This is a genomic window from Streptomyces sp. NPDC101776 (assembly GCF_044766845.1).
GTDB lineage: Bacteria > Actinomycetota > Actinomycetes > Streptomycetales > Streptomycetaceae > Streptomyces.
Window position 1 is genome coordinate 293,974 of record NZ_JBIWMV010000005.1, and the last position, 16,532, is coordinate 310,505.

13 protein-coding genes and 1 pseudogene are annotated in these 16,532 nt (G+C 68.8%); 1 reads left to right on the forward strand and 13 read right to left on the reverse strand.

Annotated features, from left to right (window positions below; all coding sequences use genetic code 11):
- Window positions 1–102 precede the first annotated feature (102 nt).
- A complete protein-coding gene (locus tag ACIRRY_RS19820; protein ID WP_403974217.1) occupies window positions 103–1,446 on the reverse strand; it encodes an aminomethyl transferase family protein in 1,344 nt (447 codons plus the stop codon).
- A 137-nt stretch (window positions 1,447–1,583) separates the two neighbouring features.
- Here ACIRRY_RS19820 and ACIRRY_RS19825 point away from each other — a divergent pair, with 137 nt between their 5' ends.
- The gene (locus ACIRRY_RS19825) at window positions 1,584–2,081 is read left to right on the forward strand and encodes a MarR family winged helix-turn-helix transcriptional regulator (RefSeq protein ID WP_403974219.1); all 498 of its coding nucleotides are present in this window, start codon (window positions 1,584–1,586) and stop codon (window positions 2,079–2,081) included.
- A 20-nt stretch (window positions 2,082–2,101) separates the two neighbouring features.
- Here ACIRRY_RS19825 and ACIRRY_RS19830 read toward each other — a convergent pair whose 3' ends face one another.
- The 12 genes and pseudogenes from ACIRRY_RS19830 to ACIRRY_RS19885 all read right to left on the reverse strand — a co-directional run bounded on the left by ACIRRY_RS19830 (window position 2,102) and on the right by ACIRRY_RS19885 (window position 16,485).
- Window positions 2,102–3,028: a LacI family DNA-binding transcriptional regulator gene (locus ACIRRY_RS19830; protein ID WP_403974221.1), complete on the reverse strand. Its 927-nt coding sequence runs from the start codon at window positions 3,026–3,028 to the stop codon at window positions 2,102–2,104.
- Between the two features lie 232 nt (window positions 3,029–3,260).
- Window positions 3,261–3,757 (reverse strand): annotated as a pseudogene (locus ACIRRY_RS19835) (chorismate-binding protein); the annotation flags it as partial.
- A gap of 59 nt (window positions 3,758–3,816) precedes the next feature.
- Window positions 3,817–4,680, reverse strand: coding sequence for a bifunctional 5,10-methylenetetrahydrofolate dehydrogenase/5,10-methenyltetrahydrofolate cyclohydrolase (locus tag ACIRRY_RS19840; protein ID WP_403974224.1), 864 nt, complete (start codon window positions 4,678–4,680; stop codon window positions 3,817–3,819).
- A gap of 114 nt (window positions 4,681–4,794) precedes the next feature.
- On the reverse strand, window positions 4,795–5,700 hold the full coding sequence (gene purU / locus ACIRRY_RS19845; RefSeq protein WP_403974227.1) for a formyltetrahydrofolate deformylase: 906 nt from the start codon (window positions 5,698–5,700) through the stop codon (window positions 4,795–4,797).
- The gene (locus ACIRRY_RS19850) at window positions 5,697–6,569 is read right to left on the reverse strand and encodes a methylenetetrahydrofolate reductase (protein WP_403974230.1); all 873 of its coding nucleotides are present in this window, start codon (window positions 6,567–6,569) and stop codon (window positions 5,697–5,699) included. The genes purU and ACIRRY_RS19850 overlap by 4 nt, the downstream gene beginning before the upstream one ends.
- A 130-nt stretch (window positions 6,570–6,699) precedes the next feature.
- Window positions 6,700–8,043, reverse strand: coding sequence for an aminomethyl transferase family protein (locus tag ACIRRY_RS19855; RefSeq protein ID WP_403974233.1), 1,344 nt, complete (start codon window positions 8,041–8,043; stop codon window positions 6,700–6,702).
- Window positions 8,044–8,194: 151 nt separating this feature from the next.
- On the reverse strand, window positions 8,195–9,118 hold the full coding sequence (gene folP, locus ACIRRY_RS19860) for a dihydropteroate synthase (protein ID WP_403974235.1): 924 nt from the start codon (window positions 9,116–9,118) through the stop codon (window positions 8,195–8,197).
- A gap of 188 nt (window positions 9,119–9,306) precedes the next feature.
- Window positions 9,307–10,170: a hypothetical protein gene (locus ACIRRY_RS19865; RefSeq protein WP_403974237.1), complete on the reverse strand. Its 864-nt coding sequence runs from the start codon at window positions 10,168–10,170 to the stop codon at window positions 9,307–9,309.
- 276 nt (window positions 10,171–10,446) lie between these two features.
- A complete protein-coding gene (locus ACIRRY_RS19870; protein WP_403974239.1) occupies window positions 10,447–13,248 on the reverse strand; it encodes a LamG-like jellyroll fold domain-containing protein in 2,802 nt (933 codons plus the stop codon).
- 132 nt (window positions 13,249–13,380) lie between these two features.
- Window positions 13,381–14,214, reverse strand: coding sequence for a carbohydrate ABC transporter permease (locus ACIRRY_RS19875; RefSeq protein ID WP_403974242.1), 834 nt, complete (start codon window positions 14,212–14,214; stop codon window positions 13,381–13,383).
- Window positions 14,214–15,185, reverse strand: coding sequence for a carbohydrate ABC transporter permease (locus tag ACIRRY_RS19880; protein WP_403974245.1), 972 nt, complete (start codon window positions 15,183–15,185; stop codon window positions 14,214–14,216). Before ACIRRY_RS19880 ends, ACIRRY_RS19875 begins: the two co-directional genes overlap by 1 nt.
- Window positions 15,186–15,192: 7 nt before the next feature.
- Window positions 15,193–16,485, reverse strand: a complete 1,293-nt coding sequence (locus ACIRRY_RS19885) for an ABC transporter substrate-binding protein (RefSeq protein WP_403974248.1) — start codon at window positions 16,483–16,485, stop codon at window positions 15,193–15,195.
- Window positions 16,486–16,532 lie beyond the last annotated feature (47 nt).

The window sequence follows — 16,532 nt, forward strand, 5'->3', positions numbered from 1 at the left end:
ACTAAATCGATCTAGTGACCGTAACAGACGCCCCTCATGACCGGGAGGTTCTGGCGTCCCGGTGCGCGCCGGGTCGGTTCGCCCCGCCGCATCGCCCGCGAGTCAGTGCTTCTTCGTCGCGAACGGACGTGCCATGACCGTTCCGCGCACCCGGGTCTGGGCATGGCGCTCGACGGCCGGGTTGGGCGAGCCGCCGTTCGGCTCGCCCCAGACGATCTCCACCTGGTCGCCGGCCGCGGCCGTCGGGCCGATCGTGCCGAGCGAGATCCAGCCGCGGACGTTCGCCGAGTACGAGGTGAGCATCGCCGCGCCCACGAGTTCGCCGTCCTTCTCCACCCGGTCGAACTGGCAGGCGGTGTAGAACGCCGCCGGCATCTCCATGTACTTGAAGCGCCCCTCGCCCTTCTCGTACATGCTCGCGAAGATCCTGCCGACGTCGTCGCGGTTCCAGAGCACCCACGCCTTGCGGCGGTGCGGCCGGTCCTTGATCGCCTCCAGCCCCTCACGGCCGACGAAGTCGTGGTCGAACTTGAGGATGTGGCCGTAGCCGAGGTCCCACGGGGTGGTGTAGTACTCCTCGATCCGGTCGGCCACGAAGCTGCCGCCGAGGGCGAGGTTGCCCTCGAACGAGCGCGCCGACTGCCACTCACGGAACGCCTTCGTGTCCTCGCCGGAGTAGGTCGCCGGCAGGGTGTTGGCGATCCAGCCCGACTCGGTGGCGACCGAGGCGTAGGCGCGGGCGCCGATCTGACGCAGGCCGTACTCGGCGCCGGCCTCCACGAGCAGGTCACGCACCGCGTCGATGTCCGCGTAGGGCCCGGTGAACTCGTAGCCGGGGAAGCCGGACATGCGATGGTTGAGCGCGGTGACCTCGTGCGGGCCGATGTTGAAGCGGCCCATGGTGAAGAACGGGATGTCCGGCATCGGGCCGCCGTTGACCTTCTCGAAGATCGCCGCCGCATGCGGGCCCTGGAGCTGGAGGCGGAACAGGTCTCGGCCCTTGGGGTTGTTCACGGTGCGCTCGTCTCGGCGGACGGTGACGTCCCAGTCGCCGGTGGCCGCGTTGAACTGGACCCAGTTGAGGGCCGGCGGCCGGCCGACGATCCGGACATGGCGGTCGCCGACGCAGAACAGGATGCAGTCGCCGATCATGTAGCCGTCGGGGCGGACCGTGATGAGCTGCTTGGCACTCCCGGGGCCGAAGCCCTGGAAGCTGTTGGCCCCGAGGTGTTCGAGCAGCCGGTACGTGTCGGGTCCCTGCACGACGAGGTCCGTCATGTGGTGCGACAGGTCCATCAGTGCCGCACTGTTGCGCCACGCCTCCTGCTCGTCACGCCAGTTGCTGAACTCGGCCTTTATCGGAAACGGGTACGCCCCAGAGCGCCCCTGTCGAAGCAGGGCGAGCGCCCCTCCAGCCTTATTGATCTCTTCTTCGAGACTGGGCATGGGATTCCTCTCGGTCACCGGTGCGCAGCCTCGTCGCTGCGCCCTGCGACCGTACAACAGATGACTGCAAAGTTTTAAGACGTCTGAAACAATGTTCTCGGGCGGATACTGACGTCCCGTACAGACGGAGGGCGACGATGGCTTCAGCGAAGGACAGCACGGGTCCGGCATGGCAGGACGGACTTCCCCATGTGCTGTGGCGGACACAGCAGGCCGTGCACGGTCGCCTTCAAGACGCGCTGGACGGACTCGACGTCACGGTGACCCAGCTCGGCCTCGCCGTTCACCTCGACGAACTCGGTCTGATGTCCGCCTCGGACCTGTCCCGGCTCTTCCACATCACGCCGCAGAGCGTGACGACGGCCCTGTCGCAGCTCGAACGCGTCGGGTGGGTACGGCGGTTGCCGCATCCGGTGCACAAGCGCGTCATCCTGCACGAACTCACCGAAGCGGGCCTCGCCGGAGTCGCGGACGGCCGGGCACGCATCGCCGAGGTCGACGGCGCCCTCTCCGAGATCCTGGGTGACGGAGGCAAGGACGAGGTCGTCGGACAGCTGCGGAAGCTGCTCTTCGCGTTGGAGGGGGAGGATCCCGCGTACTCGGGGATGTGGCCGGTGGTCCGCACCACGCCGTGAGCGACGCGCGCCCCCGGCGGTCACACCGACGCGCGTGCCACGATCCGGCCGGCCACCGGCGCCAGCCCTCCGGTGCCGATGCCCAGGGCGTTGCGGGCGGCGATCCGTCCGAGGACTTCGGCGTCGATGTGGACAGTGGTGAGCGCGGGCGTGGAGAGCGAGCCGTACTCGGTCTCGTCGAAGCCGATCACGGCGATGTCCTCGGGCACCCGGAGCCCGAGATCCCGGAGGGCCGCGAGGCTGCGCTGCGCGATGTCGTCGTCGAAGGCCGCCAGCGCTGTCACGTCGGGGTGAGCCGCCAGGAACGCCTGGATCGCCGCCGCACCGGCGTCCCTCGGCCTCGGTACGACGATGCGTTCCAGGGGCGGAAGTCCTCGACGCCGGGCGGCTTCCTGGGAGAAGTCGAGCCGGGCCTCGGTGAGCGGGAAGTCGTGGTCGGGCATCGCCAGGGCGATCCGGGTGTGCCCGCGGTCGACTAGGTATCCGAGTTGCAGCGCCGCGTTGGCGGCGAACCCGTTCTCCCAGTCGTCCTCGGTCGGTTCGTGGCCCTGCATGTAGGCCTCGCCCAGCCGCAGTACCGCCCGTGGCGCGATGGTGTCCAGGACCTTCTGCGTGGCCTCGGGGATCGAGTGGCCGTGCCGGACCAGCAGGATGTGGTCGTGTTCGGCCAACTCCTCGTCCAGACCCCGGACATAGCTGCGGGAGAAGTTGCCCTCCATGCCCCAGTCGACGTTGAGCACCACGATGCGCGAAGACCCCTCGCGCAGTGCGCGGGCGATCCCGTGCGGGACGTACCCCAGGTCCTGGGCGGCCTCCATGACCCGTTCCTTGGTGGCGGCGGAGATCGTCTGGCGCGGGTCGTCGTTCAGGACGAAACTCACGGTCGCCCGCGACACACCGGACGCCTTGGCCACGTCGGTCAACGTCACTCGGCCCGAACGGCCCATGCCCGCGTACTCCCCTCGTCAGCCGTGCACACTGCACGCCCCCGTCGGCAGGCATCACCAGCCGGCCTTCGGCACGTCGGGTTTCACTCTACGCGCTAGATCGATTCAGCCCTCCACGACAAGACACCGGTCGGACGAACCTCCGCTCGCGACGGACAACAACCGGCGTGCCTTCAGTTCGGTCTCCTCCCATTCCCGCTCGGGTTCCGAGCCCAGTACGGCCGGTTCCCTAGATGGGCCCCGACTCCAGCTCTCTCCCGGTGCGCCTCAGGAAGAGTTCCGGCGAGGCGGTGGCCACCTCCACGCCCTGGCGGGACAGGCGGACGACACCCGCGTAGGTGCGGGATTGTGCCGTGCCAGCAGGCCGGAGAGTGCCAGGACATCGGTCTCCGGCGCGATCGGGGCGGACAGCACCCGGCACAGAGTGGCCTGGTAGACCTCGCCGGCGGCGATGTGCTCGCGGATGCGCGTCACGCCGTCGGTGTAGGCGACGCGGTCGAGTGAGGTGGTCCACGCGTCGGGACGAGGGCCACGCCACGGCACCGTAGAAGGTCGATGGTCGGGCGTCCGTCGTACGTCGCGGAAGTGGGCGCATGTCAGGCGGCCCTCGAAGTCTGTCACCACGGCCCAGAAGCCCTGGGAGTCCAGCGCGGCGGCGTCGTGGGTGACGTCCGCGAGACCGGTGGCGAGGTGTCCCCCGAACAGGGCCAGGGCAGGGAAGTCGTCCATTCCGAACCTCCTTCGTCACGAGCAACTCCCCGCTGTCGAGCCGATGTTCCGGCCGGTGCTCACGCCGCGACGGCCTCGGCACCTGAACTCCACCGGGCTGCTTGCAGCGTGTTGACCAGCAGCATGGCGATGGTCATCGGGCCCACGCCGCCGGGGACGGGGGTGATACGAGCGGCGATTCCGTCGAGCTCGTCGGAGCGGACGTCGCCGGTCAGGCCCGAGGGTGTCCGGTGGATGCCGACATCGATGACGACGGCGCCGGGCCTGACGTGTTCGGGGCCGATGAGCCCGCGGACGCCGGTGGCGACCACGACGATGTCGGCGGGGCGCGTGACCGCGGCGAGGTCGAGGGTGAACTCGTGCGCCACCGACACGGTCGCCCCGCGCCGCAGGAGGAGGTGGGTCAAGGGCTTACCGACCAGTTCGCCCCAGCCGACGACCGCGACCTTCGCCCCCTGGAGCGGAACCCCTTCGGCATCCAGCAACGCGATGACTCCGCTGGGCGTGCAGGGGCGCAACCCCCGCTCCCCGCGGGCGAGGAGGCCGAGGCTGGCGGTGGTGAGACCGTCCACGTCCTTCGTGACGGGGATGCGGTCGATCAACGTGGCGGCGTCGAGCCGTGCGGGCAAAGGGAGTTGGAGCAGGATGCCGGAGACCTGCGGGTCGGCGGCCAGTTCGTCGATGACGGCGGCCACGTCGTCGTGGGTCGCGTGCCGGGGCAGGTGGCGGTGGAAGTCGCGCATGCCGGCTTCCTTGATGGCCCGGCGTTTCGCGGCGACGTACACGGCACTGGCCGGATCGTCGCCGACGAGGACGGTCGCCAGTGCGGGGACTCCTCCTGACATCGTGGCCGCGGCAACCTCCTCGGCGACCTGCGCGCGGATCCGCCGGGCGATCGCGGTGCCGTCGATCCTGGTGGTCATGGTCGGACCGCTTTCTTGTGGTGACGAGGAACGATTCGCCGGGGCCGCAGGGGCGCGCTGTACGCGGTCGCCGCGACCACGGTCGTTCGGCGTGCGGGGCGGAACTTCCGGCCGCTACGCGAAGACGATGGTGTGGTTGCCGTCGCGCATGACCCGGTCCTCGGCGTGCCACAGCACGGCGCGGGAGAGCACCGCGCGTTCCACGTCGGCGCCGCGGCGGGTGAGGTCGGTGGCCGAGTGGGCGTGGGTGACGCGGACGACGTCCTGCTCGATGATCGGGCCCTCGTCGAGGTCCTGGGTGACGTAGTGGGCGGTGGCTCCCACCAGTTTCACGCCCCTTTCCTTGGCCTTGGTGTAGGGCCCGGCGCCGATGAAGGCGGGCAGGAAGGAGTGGTGGATGTTGATGATAGGGATGCCGACGTTCTCGATGAAGTCTCCCGAGAGGATCTGCATGTAGCGGGCCAGGACGACGAAGTCGACGTTGCCCTTGAGCAGCCGCAGGTGTTCGGCCTCGGCGGCGGACTTGTCGGCGCCCTGGCAGGGCACGTGGAAGAAGGGGATCCCGAAGCCGCGGACCTCCTCGGCCACGTCGGGGTGGTTGGAGATCACCATGGCGATGCTGACGGGCAGTTGACCCTGCCGGTGCCGCCAGAGCAGGTCGAGCAGGCAGTGGTCGGACTTCGAGGCGAAGATCGCGACCCGCTTGGGCACCGACAGATCGCGCAGGGTGTAGCTCAGTCCGAACGCGTCGACCAAGTGCTCGTCGAGTTCGGCGCGGAGTGCGGGCAACTCGGCCTGGAGACCGTCGAGTCCGAAGACCGTGCGCTGGAAGAAGGCGCCGCCCTGCGGGTTGTCGGAGTACTGGTCGAGGGAGACGATGTTCGCGCCGTGGCGGCTCAGGACGGACGTCACGGCGGCGACGATGCCGGTGGCGTCGGCGCCCTGGAGGACCAACGAGGCCTGCTGGGCAGGGCGCTTGGCCGTGGCGGTACGGGCCGGGGCGTCTTGGGTGAGGGTCATGCATGGCCGTCCTTCCGGAAGCGGGCGGCCCAGTCGGAGGTGGCCTTGAGCCCGCCGAACGTATAGAAGTGGATCTTCAACTCGCCGTGGCGGCCGGGGTCGTGGGCCGCGGCGAGGTCACGCAGGAAGCGGTCGGGTCCCGCCGTTCCCATGAGGTTGCTCAGGGACAACCCGTATTTCTTGACGACCGAGGCGCTGGTCCCGACTCCGAAACGAGCCGCGTACGACATGAGCCGGCGCACTCCGGCCGGCCCGGGGACGCCGATCCGGACGGGGAGCTCGACACCTCGGTCCCGGACCTGTTCGACCCAGGCGAGCACCGGCTCGACGTCGAAGCCGAACTGCGTGATGATGCCGCCCTCCAGGGGCTGGGCGGCGAGCGAGGCGTGCTTGTCCCGCAGCGCGGACCAGAGCACGCCGTCGTCGATCGAGGGATGGCCTTCCGGATATCCGCTGACGCTCACATGACGGACGCCGTACTCCTGGAGCAGGCCCGTCTCGATCAGGGACAGCGAATCGGCGTAGGGCCCCTCGGGGTCCGTCGGATCTCCCCCGACGACGAACACGTTGTCGGACGTACCGTCGTCGCGCAGGCCGGACAGGAACTGCTCGAAGTCGGCGCGCGAGCCCAGGCGGCGGGCCGATATGTGGGGCACCGGAACGAACCCGAGCCGTTTGACCGCCCGGGCCGCCTCCAACCGCATCCGGAGGTCCTCGTTGCCGAGGAAGGTGACATTGATCCGGGTGCCCTGCGGGATGCTGTCGCGGGCCTCTTCCAGTTTGGGGACGTCCTTCCCCGTCATCTCCAGGGAGAAGTCCTCGAGCAGCGAGGTACCGACCGCTGTTCGTACGGTGCTTGCGGGATTCATCGTCTTTCGTCTCACTCTCTCGTCTGCGGGGCCGAGTTCAAGGGCGCGCCCGCGGCACCGCCGGCGCGGCCCGGGCGACATGACGTCGCGTCAGGGCCGGGCCGGAACGGTGCCGCACGGTCGGCCGGGGTCAGCGGTCGCGGCGGTAGAGGGTGCGCGCGTGCTGGTTGAACGGGGAGGGCTGGACGGTGGCACGGATGCGGGGGAAGCCGAGGTCGGCCTCGGGGTCCGTGCCGGAGCCGGGGTGCTCGCCCCAGACCACCGTCACCTCGGTGCCCGGCGTGGCGTGTTCGGGGTCGATCAGGGTCTGCGCCAGCACCGCACCCACCGGGTCTATCGAGGCGCTCTGCATGGTCACGCCGACCAGACCGGTGGCGTTCTCCACCCGGTGCCGGGCGTAGGAGAGGACGAAACCGGGGGCCTCGCCCTGTCCGACGACGGCGCGCACGTCGTCCGGGTCGAGGACGAGGGTGACCTTGGTGCGGAGCGGTTCGTCCCTGGCCTTCAGCAGGGCGTCCCGGCCCACGAAGTCGTGACCGAAGTGGATCACCTTGCCGTAGCCCAGTTCGTACGGGGAGACGTAGTAGTCCTCGATGTCCTCCGAGAAGTAACTGCCGTTCAGCGGACGCTTGCCCTCGATGCCGAACAGGGGAAGGTACCTGCGGTATTCCAGCAGGTCCGGGTCGGTGTAGATGGCGGGGACGGGCGAGGGGATCCAGCCGCTCTCCACACTGGGCGTGGCGTACGCGAGGGCGCCGATCTGGATCAGTCCGAGCGGCTCGCCCGCCTTGAGGAAGGCCTCGTGCACGTACGCGGAGTGCTCCCACGGGCCGATGAACTCGAAGCCCGCCTGGCCGGCCATGCCGTGCCGCAGGGCGCGCAGGGCGCGGCCGTCGAGGGAGACCGCGGCGGAGTGGAAGAACTTCGTCTCCGGCAGCGGCCCGCCGAAGACCCGCTCGACGAGTTCCGTCGCCAGCGGTCCCTGGATCTGGTACCGGAACAGCTTCGGATCGCCGCCGCCCGGACGGAAGGCGGAGGACGGGTCGGTGACGAAGCCGACGTCGTAGCCGCCCTTCTCGGCGTGGTACTGCACCCAGTGCTGCGCGGCCGGGATCCCGCTGAGGAGGTACTTGTTCTCCCCCTCCCGGGCGAGGATCCCGTCGGTGACGATATGGCCGTGTCGGGTGACCGGCACGTACTGCTTGGCCTGTCCGATCGCGAACTTCTCGAAGTTGTTGGCCCCGTGGTCGGCGAGCACCTTCGTGGCGTCCGGTCCCTCGATCCACATGTCGAACATGTGGTGCGAGAGGTTGAGGAGTGCCACACCCTCGTGCCAGGCGGCCTGCTCCTGGCGCCAGCCGGAGTACTCGCGCTCGACGACTTCGGGGGTCCACGGTTCGGCATCGGGCTGCCACAGCAGCTTGATCGGCGAACCGGCCCGGTCGATGGCGTCCTGGAGCGTGGGGATTGCCATGGTGACTCCTTGCTCGTAGCGACTCTCAGCGGTCTGACCCAGGAAAGCTAAATCGATCTAGTACGACAGCGAAGGACCCCTTGTCCGGCTCGACAAGTTCCGGGGACCGCCCCACTGAAGCGATCTGATGAAAAGGGCGGAGCGACCTCGCTCAAAGCGAGTGCCGGTCGGCAGGTTTCCTACGGCGCCCGGTCGAGGTGTGCGCGGAGGCGGCGGCCATGCGCACCGCGTCCAGGCCGGCGCGGACATCGTGGACGCGCACGCAGAACGCGCCCGCGACGGCGGCGAGCGCGGAGACCGCCGCCGATGCCACGTCCCGCCCCGCGGGCGGCACCTCACCGGCGCCTCCGGCCGCGAGGGCCGCGCCGATGAAGCGCTTCCTCGACGCGCCGACGAGCAGCGGACACCCCAGGCGCCGGAGAGATCCCAGGTGGGCCAGGAGCGTCCAGTCGTGCTCGGGCCTCTTGGCGAAGCCGAGTCCCGGATCGAGCACGACACGGGCCGGGTCTACTCCCGCGTCCGCCAACTGCCGGACACGTAGGCCGAGTTCGGCGATGACGTCGTCGACGACGTCTCCGTACTCGGCATGGCGGTCCATCTCGCGGCTCGGCGCACGCCAGTGCATGGCGATGTACGGAACACCGGCTGCGGCGACGGTCGACGCCATGGCCGGGTCGGCCAGGCCGCCGCTCACGTCGTTGACCAGACGGGCGCCCGCCTCGACGGCGGCCCGGGCCACAGGTGCGTACATGGTGTCGATGCTGGTGCACACGCCGGCCCGGGCGAGTGCGCGCACCACGGGGACGGTACGGGCGAGTTCCTCCTCCAGACCGACGGGGTACGCCCCCGGCCTGGTGGACTCGCCGCCCACATCCACGATGTCCGCGCCCTGAGCGGCGAGTGCCAGTCCCCGGTCGACGGCTCGTCCGGTGTCGGCGTACAGGCCGCCGTCGGAGAACGAGTCCGGTGTGACGTTGAGGATCCCCATGACCAGACATCGGCCAGGGCGGGGCAGCCCTTCGACTTCGGTACGCGTTCCCGGCCGCCTGACGGCGACGTCTTGCATGGTTGGCATCGGTGGCAACCTCCTTGATCCCGCGTCCCGCCGCGAGAAAGGATTACTAAATCGATTAGGGCGTCAGGTTAACGGAGAAAGCTTAATCGATCTAGTGCTTCGGGGCGACCAACTTTGCGGGGCGGGCGAGGGGGCTTCGCGGGGGCTGTATCGGCACCGTCGCGCGCCTCACCGCGCAGCAGACGGCCTCAGTCCACAGAGATCGCCGCGAGCACGGAAGGGATCGTCTTCACTTCGGCCGAGCGGACGAGGTCCGCCATCATGGCCTCGTACTGGTCGCCGACGTAGGCCTGACGGACCTGTTTGCGGGCCTTGGCGAAGGTCAACGTCTGTACGCCGGAGCCATGGGTGGTGGAGCTGGTGTGGTGTCCGAGCTGGAACTCGCTTCTGTGAGCCGCGTAGTAGGCGCGCAGCGCGCTGTCCGGGGTCTTGATGACGCCGGTCCGGGACAGTTTCTCGGCGAGGTCGAAGTCGATGTTGCCGAGGATGTAGGTGAAGTAGTTCGGCTCGGTGTACTGGACCGGCCCGTAGATGACCTGGTGTGCGGCGACGGCCTTCTGTCGACGGGCGTTCTCCGATCGCCAGTTGACCAGGAAGGCGGCGTACGACGGGTTGTCGAGCAGGCCGTGGCGGTGGGCGAGAGTCAGTTGGACTGTGGCTTTGGTGACGTCGGCCAGTGCGTGCTTCTTGAGGTAGTCGGCGGGGGTCTGGCCGTCGTGCGCGGTGGTCCAGAAGGCCGGGCCGTCGTCGGCGCCGTACTTCTGCTGGAAGTGGCTGAAGGTGGCCGCCCGCTCCTGGGCGAGGTACAGGTTCAACTCCCTTACGGGGATGGCCTGTCCGTCGATCGTGGCGACCGTGGTCGCGAGCGCGGGGGCTGCGGCTGGTTTCGGGGTGCTGTGCGTGGTGAGCAGGGAGACGGTGGTGATCGCCGCCGCGAGGGCCAGTGCGGTGGCGGCGAGCAGCCACCATGGCAGCGGGCGGTGTTGCGGGCGGGTCGGCGTAGGCCTCGGGCGGGTCGCGGGCTTGCGTATCTGACGGACCTTCGTACTCATCCCCTGCTCCTCCAAGTCGCCATGGGCGGTGGCGGGGGGGGGGCCCCCCCCCCGGGGGGGGGCGCCCCCCCCCCCGCCGGGGGGGGGGGGGGGCCCCCGGGGGCGCGGGGGGGGGGGGGGGGGGGGGGGGCGGGGGGGGGGGGGGGGGGTGTGTTTTTGGCCCCGACGGGCCCACCCCCCCCCCCCCCCCCCGGCCCCCGGGGGGGGGGGGGGGGGGCGCCCCCGGGGGGGGGGCGGCCCCCCCCCCCCCCGCCTGGTGGGTGCTCGTAACCGGCGTCAGCCGGCGGCGAGTTCCGAGATCTCGGTGGTGGTCAGGGCTCGCTGGTAGAAGTGGACGTCGTCGATGTAGCCGTTGGTGAAGTCCACCTCGTTGGTGTTCCACCAGGCGCTGCCGATCTGCGTGGCGCCGACGGCCTTCCAGGGCGAGGAGAACGAAGTGCTCGACTGGAGCGTGCCGTTGACGTACAGGCTGATCGTGCCGGCGCTCGCGTCGTACACGCCGGTGACGTGGTACCAAGTGCCGGTGCTGGCCGACGAGTTGGCGACCACCTGGGTGTAGGCCGCGGATGTCGAGTCACTGGCCCGCTCGGTGAACGCGAACTTGCCGCCCGTGAGTTGGAGGTAGAAGGGGCTGATCGTGCCGCCGTTGATGCTGGCGATCGTTTGGTTGCCGCTGACGGTGTTCAGCTTGACCCAGGCCGCCACCGAGTAGCTGGCGCTGGTGTCGATCACGGTCGCGGGGATGGTGACCTGGCTGGCGGTGTTGCCGGACAGACTGACCGAGTTGCCGCCCACCTTGCCGCTGCCGGTCCAGGCCGAGTTGCCGACGAGGCCGCCCGGGGCGCTCAGCCCCATGAAGTTGGCGGTGCTCGCGCCGCTGCCCTCGTCCAGCTCGTAGTAGGCGGTCGGCACGGTCGCCAGGGCGACGGCCTCCTGGCCGCTGACGGCCTTGGAGTACATGCGCACGTCGTCGATCGCGCCGTTGGTGAAGTCGACGTTGGCGCCGTTCCACTTGCCGCGGCCGATCTCCGTGTCCCCGGTGGCCTTCCAGGCCGAGGTGAACGAAGTGGAGCCCTGGAGCACGCCGTTGACGTAGAGCTTGATCGTGCCCGCGCTCGCGTCGTACACCCCGGTGACGTGGTACCAAGTGCCGGTCGATGCCGAAGAGGTGGCCAGCACCTGGGCGTAGGTCGAGGACGTGGAGTCGCTGCCGCGGACGGTGAACGCCAGCTTGCCGCCGGTGAGTTGGAGGTAGAAGGGGCTGATGGTGGTGCCGTCGATGCTGGCGAAGGTCTGGTTGCCGCTGACGCTGCTCAGCTTCACCCAGGCCGCCACCGAGTAGCTCGTGCTCGTGTCGATCGCCGTGGTGGGGACGTCGACGTAGCTCGTGCTGCCGCCGGTCAGACTGACGGCGTACGAACCGACCTTGCCGGTGGTCCACGACGCCCCGGCTTGCAGGGTCGCGGTGTTGGCGTGGTTGGTGGCGTCCGCCGACGTCGTCCCGGTGCCCTCCTCGAAGGGCCAGGTCGCGCCGTAGCTCTGGGTGGCCGCGACGCCGCTGCCGTTGTAGGCGCCGATGTTGGGGGCGGCCGTGGAAGAGACGGTGTTGCCGAAGAAGTCGGTGCCGCCGTTGCCGGATACCAGGGTGCCGGCGCCGATGACCGGTGAGGTGGACTTGACCTTGTACGCGACGGCTGTGCTGATGCCCGTGCCCGCGCCGCCGGGGGCGATGAACTGTGGGTCGGTGGTGATCGCCGAGGAGTCCGTCGGCTGGGTGCTGTCGTGGTGGCCGTAGAAGTTGTTGTGCGTCCAGGTGCCGGAGGAGGAGTAACTGCCGCCTGAGCCTTGGTTGTCGATGATGTTGTTGGAGAAGGTGACGTTGTTGCCGGCCGCGGTGGTGTTGGTGACGGCGCCGTTGTCACCCGGCCCCATGTAGATGGTGTTGTTGTACACCTTCGTGGTGCCGCCGGAGGCGATGCCCTCCAGGGTCGGCAGGACCGCTCCCATCGCGCCGTCGTTCTGGCTGATGTTGTAGCGGACCACCGAGTTCGTGGCGCCGAACGTGCTGGAGCAGCAGTACTCCTGGAACCCGAACGGGTTGTCGTGGCTGTAGTTGTACTGGATGACCACGCCGTTGTTGTCGTGGTCGATGTCGAAGGCCTCGCCGTCCCACAGGGCACGCCACTGGCGGGAGACCTCGTTGTTCTGCCAGACGCCGCCGTTGTTGAGCGCCATCCAGTAGCCCGCGCCCGAGTAGCGGTAACCGCTGTTGGTGGTCGTGTTGTTCTGCACCACCGGGGAGTCGCAGTAGACGCAGACCACGTCGTTGCCGCCGAGGTCGGACATCGTGTTGTTCTGGATGACGACGTTGGTGGTGACGATGGAGTGCCCGGTGCCGTTGAGCGAGCCGATGTAGATACCGCCCGCGTCGTCACTGTTCAGGGTGTTGCCCTGGATCAGCAGGTCGTTCCAGCCGTTGGTGGTGTACGAGTCGCTGAGGTTCGCGGCGATGCCGGACGAGGTGCTGGGCTGGACGGTGCCGTTCACGGTCCAGTAGCCGAGCACGTTGTGGATGTTGTTGTTGAGGATGTGGATCCCGTTGAGGATGCCGCTGGTGTCGTTCTGGAGCTGGATGCCGCTGCGCAGCGCGGCGCTCGTGGTGGTGTTGGTGATCTCCAGGTTCTGGATCGTCCAGTACTGCTGGTTGTCCAGGTAGACGGCCGCCGAGGCACCTCCGCCCGCGATGATCGGGGCCGAGCCGGTGCCGTAGTTGGAGACGACGATCTGGCTGCCGCTGGAGCCGGAGCCCTGGGGTGCCAGCTTGCCGGTCCAGGAGCCGCCGGCCTGGAAGAGGATCTGGTTGCCGGCCACGAAGGTGGTGGCGTTGACGTTGGTCAGGGTCTTCCACGGAGTGCTGGAACTGCATCCGTCGTTGCTGTCGCTGCCTGCGGACGAGGAGACGTAGTACGTGGTGCAGGTCGTCGCCGCGTGCGCCTCGGTGGTGGGTACGATCGCGAGGCCCACGGCGGCTGCCGCGCTCGCTGCCGCCGCCAGAAGGCGGTGTCGCCATCTTCGCATTGCGTTCCTCTTTGAACGTGAGCGGATGTGTGAGGTGGTGCGGACCGGTGGTCACGACACGCGAAACCGGGCAGGTGGGAGCGCGCGGTGGCCACCGGCCGATCGGGGAGGGGAAGGGGCTCGGGACCGGGTTCAACCCTTGACGGCGCCGCTGAGCAGGCCTGACATGATGTGGCGCTGCACGGCCAGGAAGAAGACCACCATCGGGACCAGCGCCATGACGCTGAGCGTCAGGAAGGCCGGCCAGTCGACCTGGAACTGACCCACCGAGGTGTAGACCTCCAGCACGATCGTGCTCTTGGCGGGGTCGCTCAGGTACACGTTCGGGGTGAAGAAATCGTTCCAGATCCACATGGTCTGGAAGACCGCCACCGTCACCAGGATCGGCCGGATCAACGGCAGCACGATCCGCCAGAAGATCATCCACGGGCCGCAGCCGTCGATGCGGGCGGCCTCGATGATCTCGAAGGGCAGGGTGGCCATGTACCCCTGGATGATGAACCAGCAGAAGATCGAGCCCGCGCTGTAGACCAGCACCAGTCCGTTGAGACTGTCCACCAGGCCCAGGTGGACGAAGAGTTGGTAGACGGGGATCAGGGTGGACTGGGTGGGGATCACGAAGGCGATCAGCAGCAGTTTGCCGAAGCGCTTGTTGAATCGGGTCGGCCGCATCATCAGCGCGTAGGCGGCCATCGCGCCGATCAGCACCATCAGGGCCACCGAAACCACGGTGACGTACGCCGTGTTGGCGAAGGCCGCCGCCACCGGGACCTGGTCCAGGACGCGCCGGTAGCTGGAGAAGTCCGGCGAGGTCGGCAGGCCGAGTGGGGAGGCCGCCGTCTGCTGCTGCGTCTTGAGGGTGTTGACCAGGACGTAGTAGAAGGGCAGCGCCATCACCGCGGACAGCGGGAGCATGTACCCGCTGGTCAACCAGCCGCGATGGCGAAGCCACATGAGTACGGCCATCAGCGGAACCTCCTTTCCAACCGCCGGGTCGCGGCCAGTTGGGCGGACAGCACGGCGGCGACAGCGAGCAGGAAGAGCATGCTCAGGGCGGCACCGAGGCCGTAGTTCCCCTCGCTCACGCCGCGTTGCACGAGCACCTGCGTGAGGGTGTAGGTGGAGTAGCCGGGGCCGCCCTTGGTGAGCGTGAACGGCAGGTCGTAAACCCGCAAACCGTTGATGAGCAGCAGGAACTGACTGACCGTCATGGCCGGTGCGAGCAGCGGCAGGGTGATGCGGAAGAACTGCTGGCGTGGGGTGGCTCCGTCGATGGTGGCGGCCTCGTAGTAGTCCTTGGGAACCGACTGGAGGTAGGCGAGGTAGAGCACGGCGTGCCAGCCGACCTGCGCCCAGACGCCGACGAGAATCACCGAGACCTTGGCCAGGTCGTTGTCCGACAGCCATGGCACCGGGCCGACGCCGAACAGGTTCCCCAGCACGGAGTTGATCACCCCGGAGGACAGCGGGGACAGCACGAACGTCCACACCAGACCCAGGATCGCCATGCTCGGCACGGCCGGGAAGAAGAACGCCGCGCGGACCAGATTCCGCCCGGGGAAGCGGCGGTTGAGGACGGCCGCGAGCGGGATCGCCAGCACGGTCACGACGATCGTGGTGGCGATGGCGTACAGCAGGGTGAAGCCCAGGCCGCCCAGCATCGTGGGGTCGGTGAAGATCGTCCGGTAGTTGGCCAGTCCGATCCAGTGCCGGTGCGGGGAGAAGCCGCTGTAGTCGGTGAAGCTGTAGTACACCGACTCGGCCAGCGGGACCAGGAACAGCACCACCAGCACGACGGCGATCGGCAGCAGGAACGCCTGGGTGGCCAGCCGCTCGCGGGTCCCGCGGCGGGTGGCGGGAGGGCGGGCCGGGCGCGCGGCGGGTGCCGCGGCGCGGGCGCGCACCTCACGAGGGAGGCCGGAGGTCTCGGTCGCCATGGTGCCGCTACTTCCCGTCGAGCTGCTTGAGCTTCTTGTCCAGGAGCGCCGGGATGGCCTGCGGCTTGATCTTGCCCTGCACCATGGTCTGCATCCGGGCGTTGAGCTCCGCGCTCAGCTCGCTGGAGTGCCGCGGCCAGGCCACGACCGGCAGGTAGATCTTGCCCGAACGGGCCCCGGCGGCCTGGTTGGTGAGGGCCGCGGTGACCGTCGGCGTGTAGTCGGCGGTGGTGGTGATGGCACCGCTGGAGGTGCCGTACGCCTTCACGCCCGTCGGGCTCGCCATGAACTCCAGGAACTTCAGGGCCGTTTCGGGGTTCTTGGCCTTGGCGTTGACGGCGTAGCCGGGGCTGGCGGCGCCGGTCCAGTAGGTGGTGCCGGACTTCAGTCCGGGGATCGCCTCGGTCTCGAAGGACAGGTCCGGCGCGCTCTTCTGCACGGACGGGACGTTCCAGGTGCCCGCGCCGAACATCGCCACCCGGCCGGCCGCGAACTCACTGACCACCTGATCGCCGGTCAGGCCCAGGATGCTCTTGGGCGTGAGGTTGTCGGTGTAGAGCTTGCTGTACGCGACGAGGGGATCGGTCCACGTGTCGGCGAAGGTGGTCTTGCCGTCGAAGATGTCCTGGTCCGGGAAACTGCCCTGGTCGGCGAAGTAGCCGCCGAGCAGTCCCCAGAGGGACATGAAGTTCCCTTCCTGGACGGTGTCGTAATAGGGAGTGATCCCCTTGTCCTTGAGCTTGCGGCACAGGGCGAGGAAGCCGGTCCAGCTGTCGGGGAGTTCGGTGGCGCCGACCCGGGCGAGCAGCGCCTTGTTGTACATGATGCCGCCGGCCCAGGAGGAGATGGACAGGCCGTACACCTTGCCGTCGACCGTCATGAAGTCCCGGTTGGCCGAGTTCATGGTCTTCAGGAAGCTCTGGCCGGACAGGTCCTTGACGAAGCCGCCGCCGACCGCCTGCTTGTCCTCGGCGGTGAGGATGAAGACGTCGGCCGCTGTCTTGGCCTGCAACCGGGTGGTGAGGGTGGAGACGTACTGCGGGACCGGCGGCGCGTAGGAGAAGGAGACGCCGAGGCCGGTCTCCTTGGTGAAGGCGCTGAGCACCGGCTTCATGACCGTCTGGGTGTCCCAGGAGAAGAAGGACACCGAGCCCTTGCCGGAGCCGGCCGTCGCGGTGCTGGTTGAGCAGGCGGTGGTCGCGAGCGCGCTGCCACCCAGGAGCGCGGCGAGCGCGCTGCCCTGGACGAAGCGGCGTCTGCTGAGGTGCGCGGGGCCGGCCCCGGTGCTGTTGAGGGACATGGCTTCCTCCTGAAGGAGACGTAAGGGGGAGGGGATCAGCGGGGAGG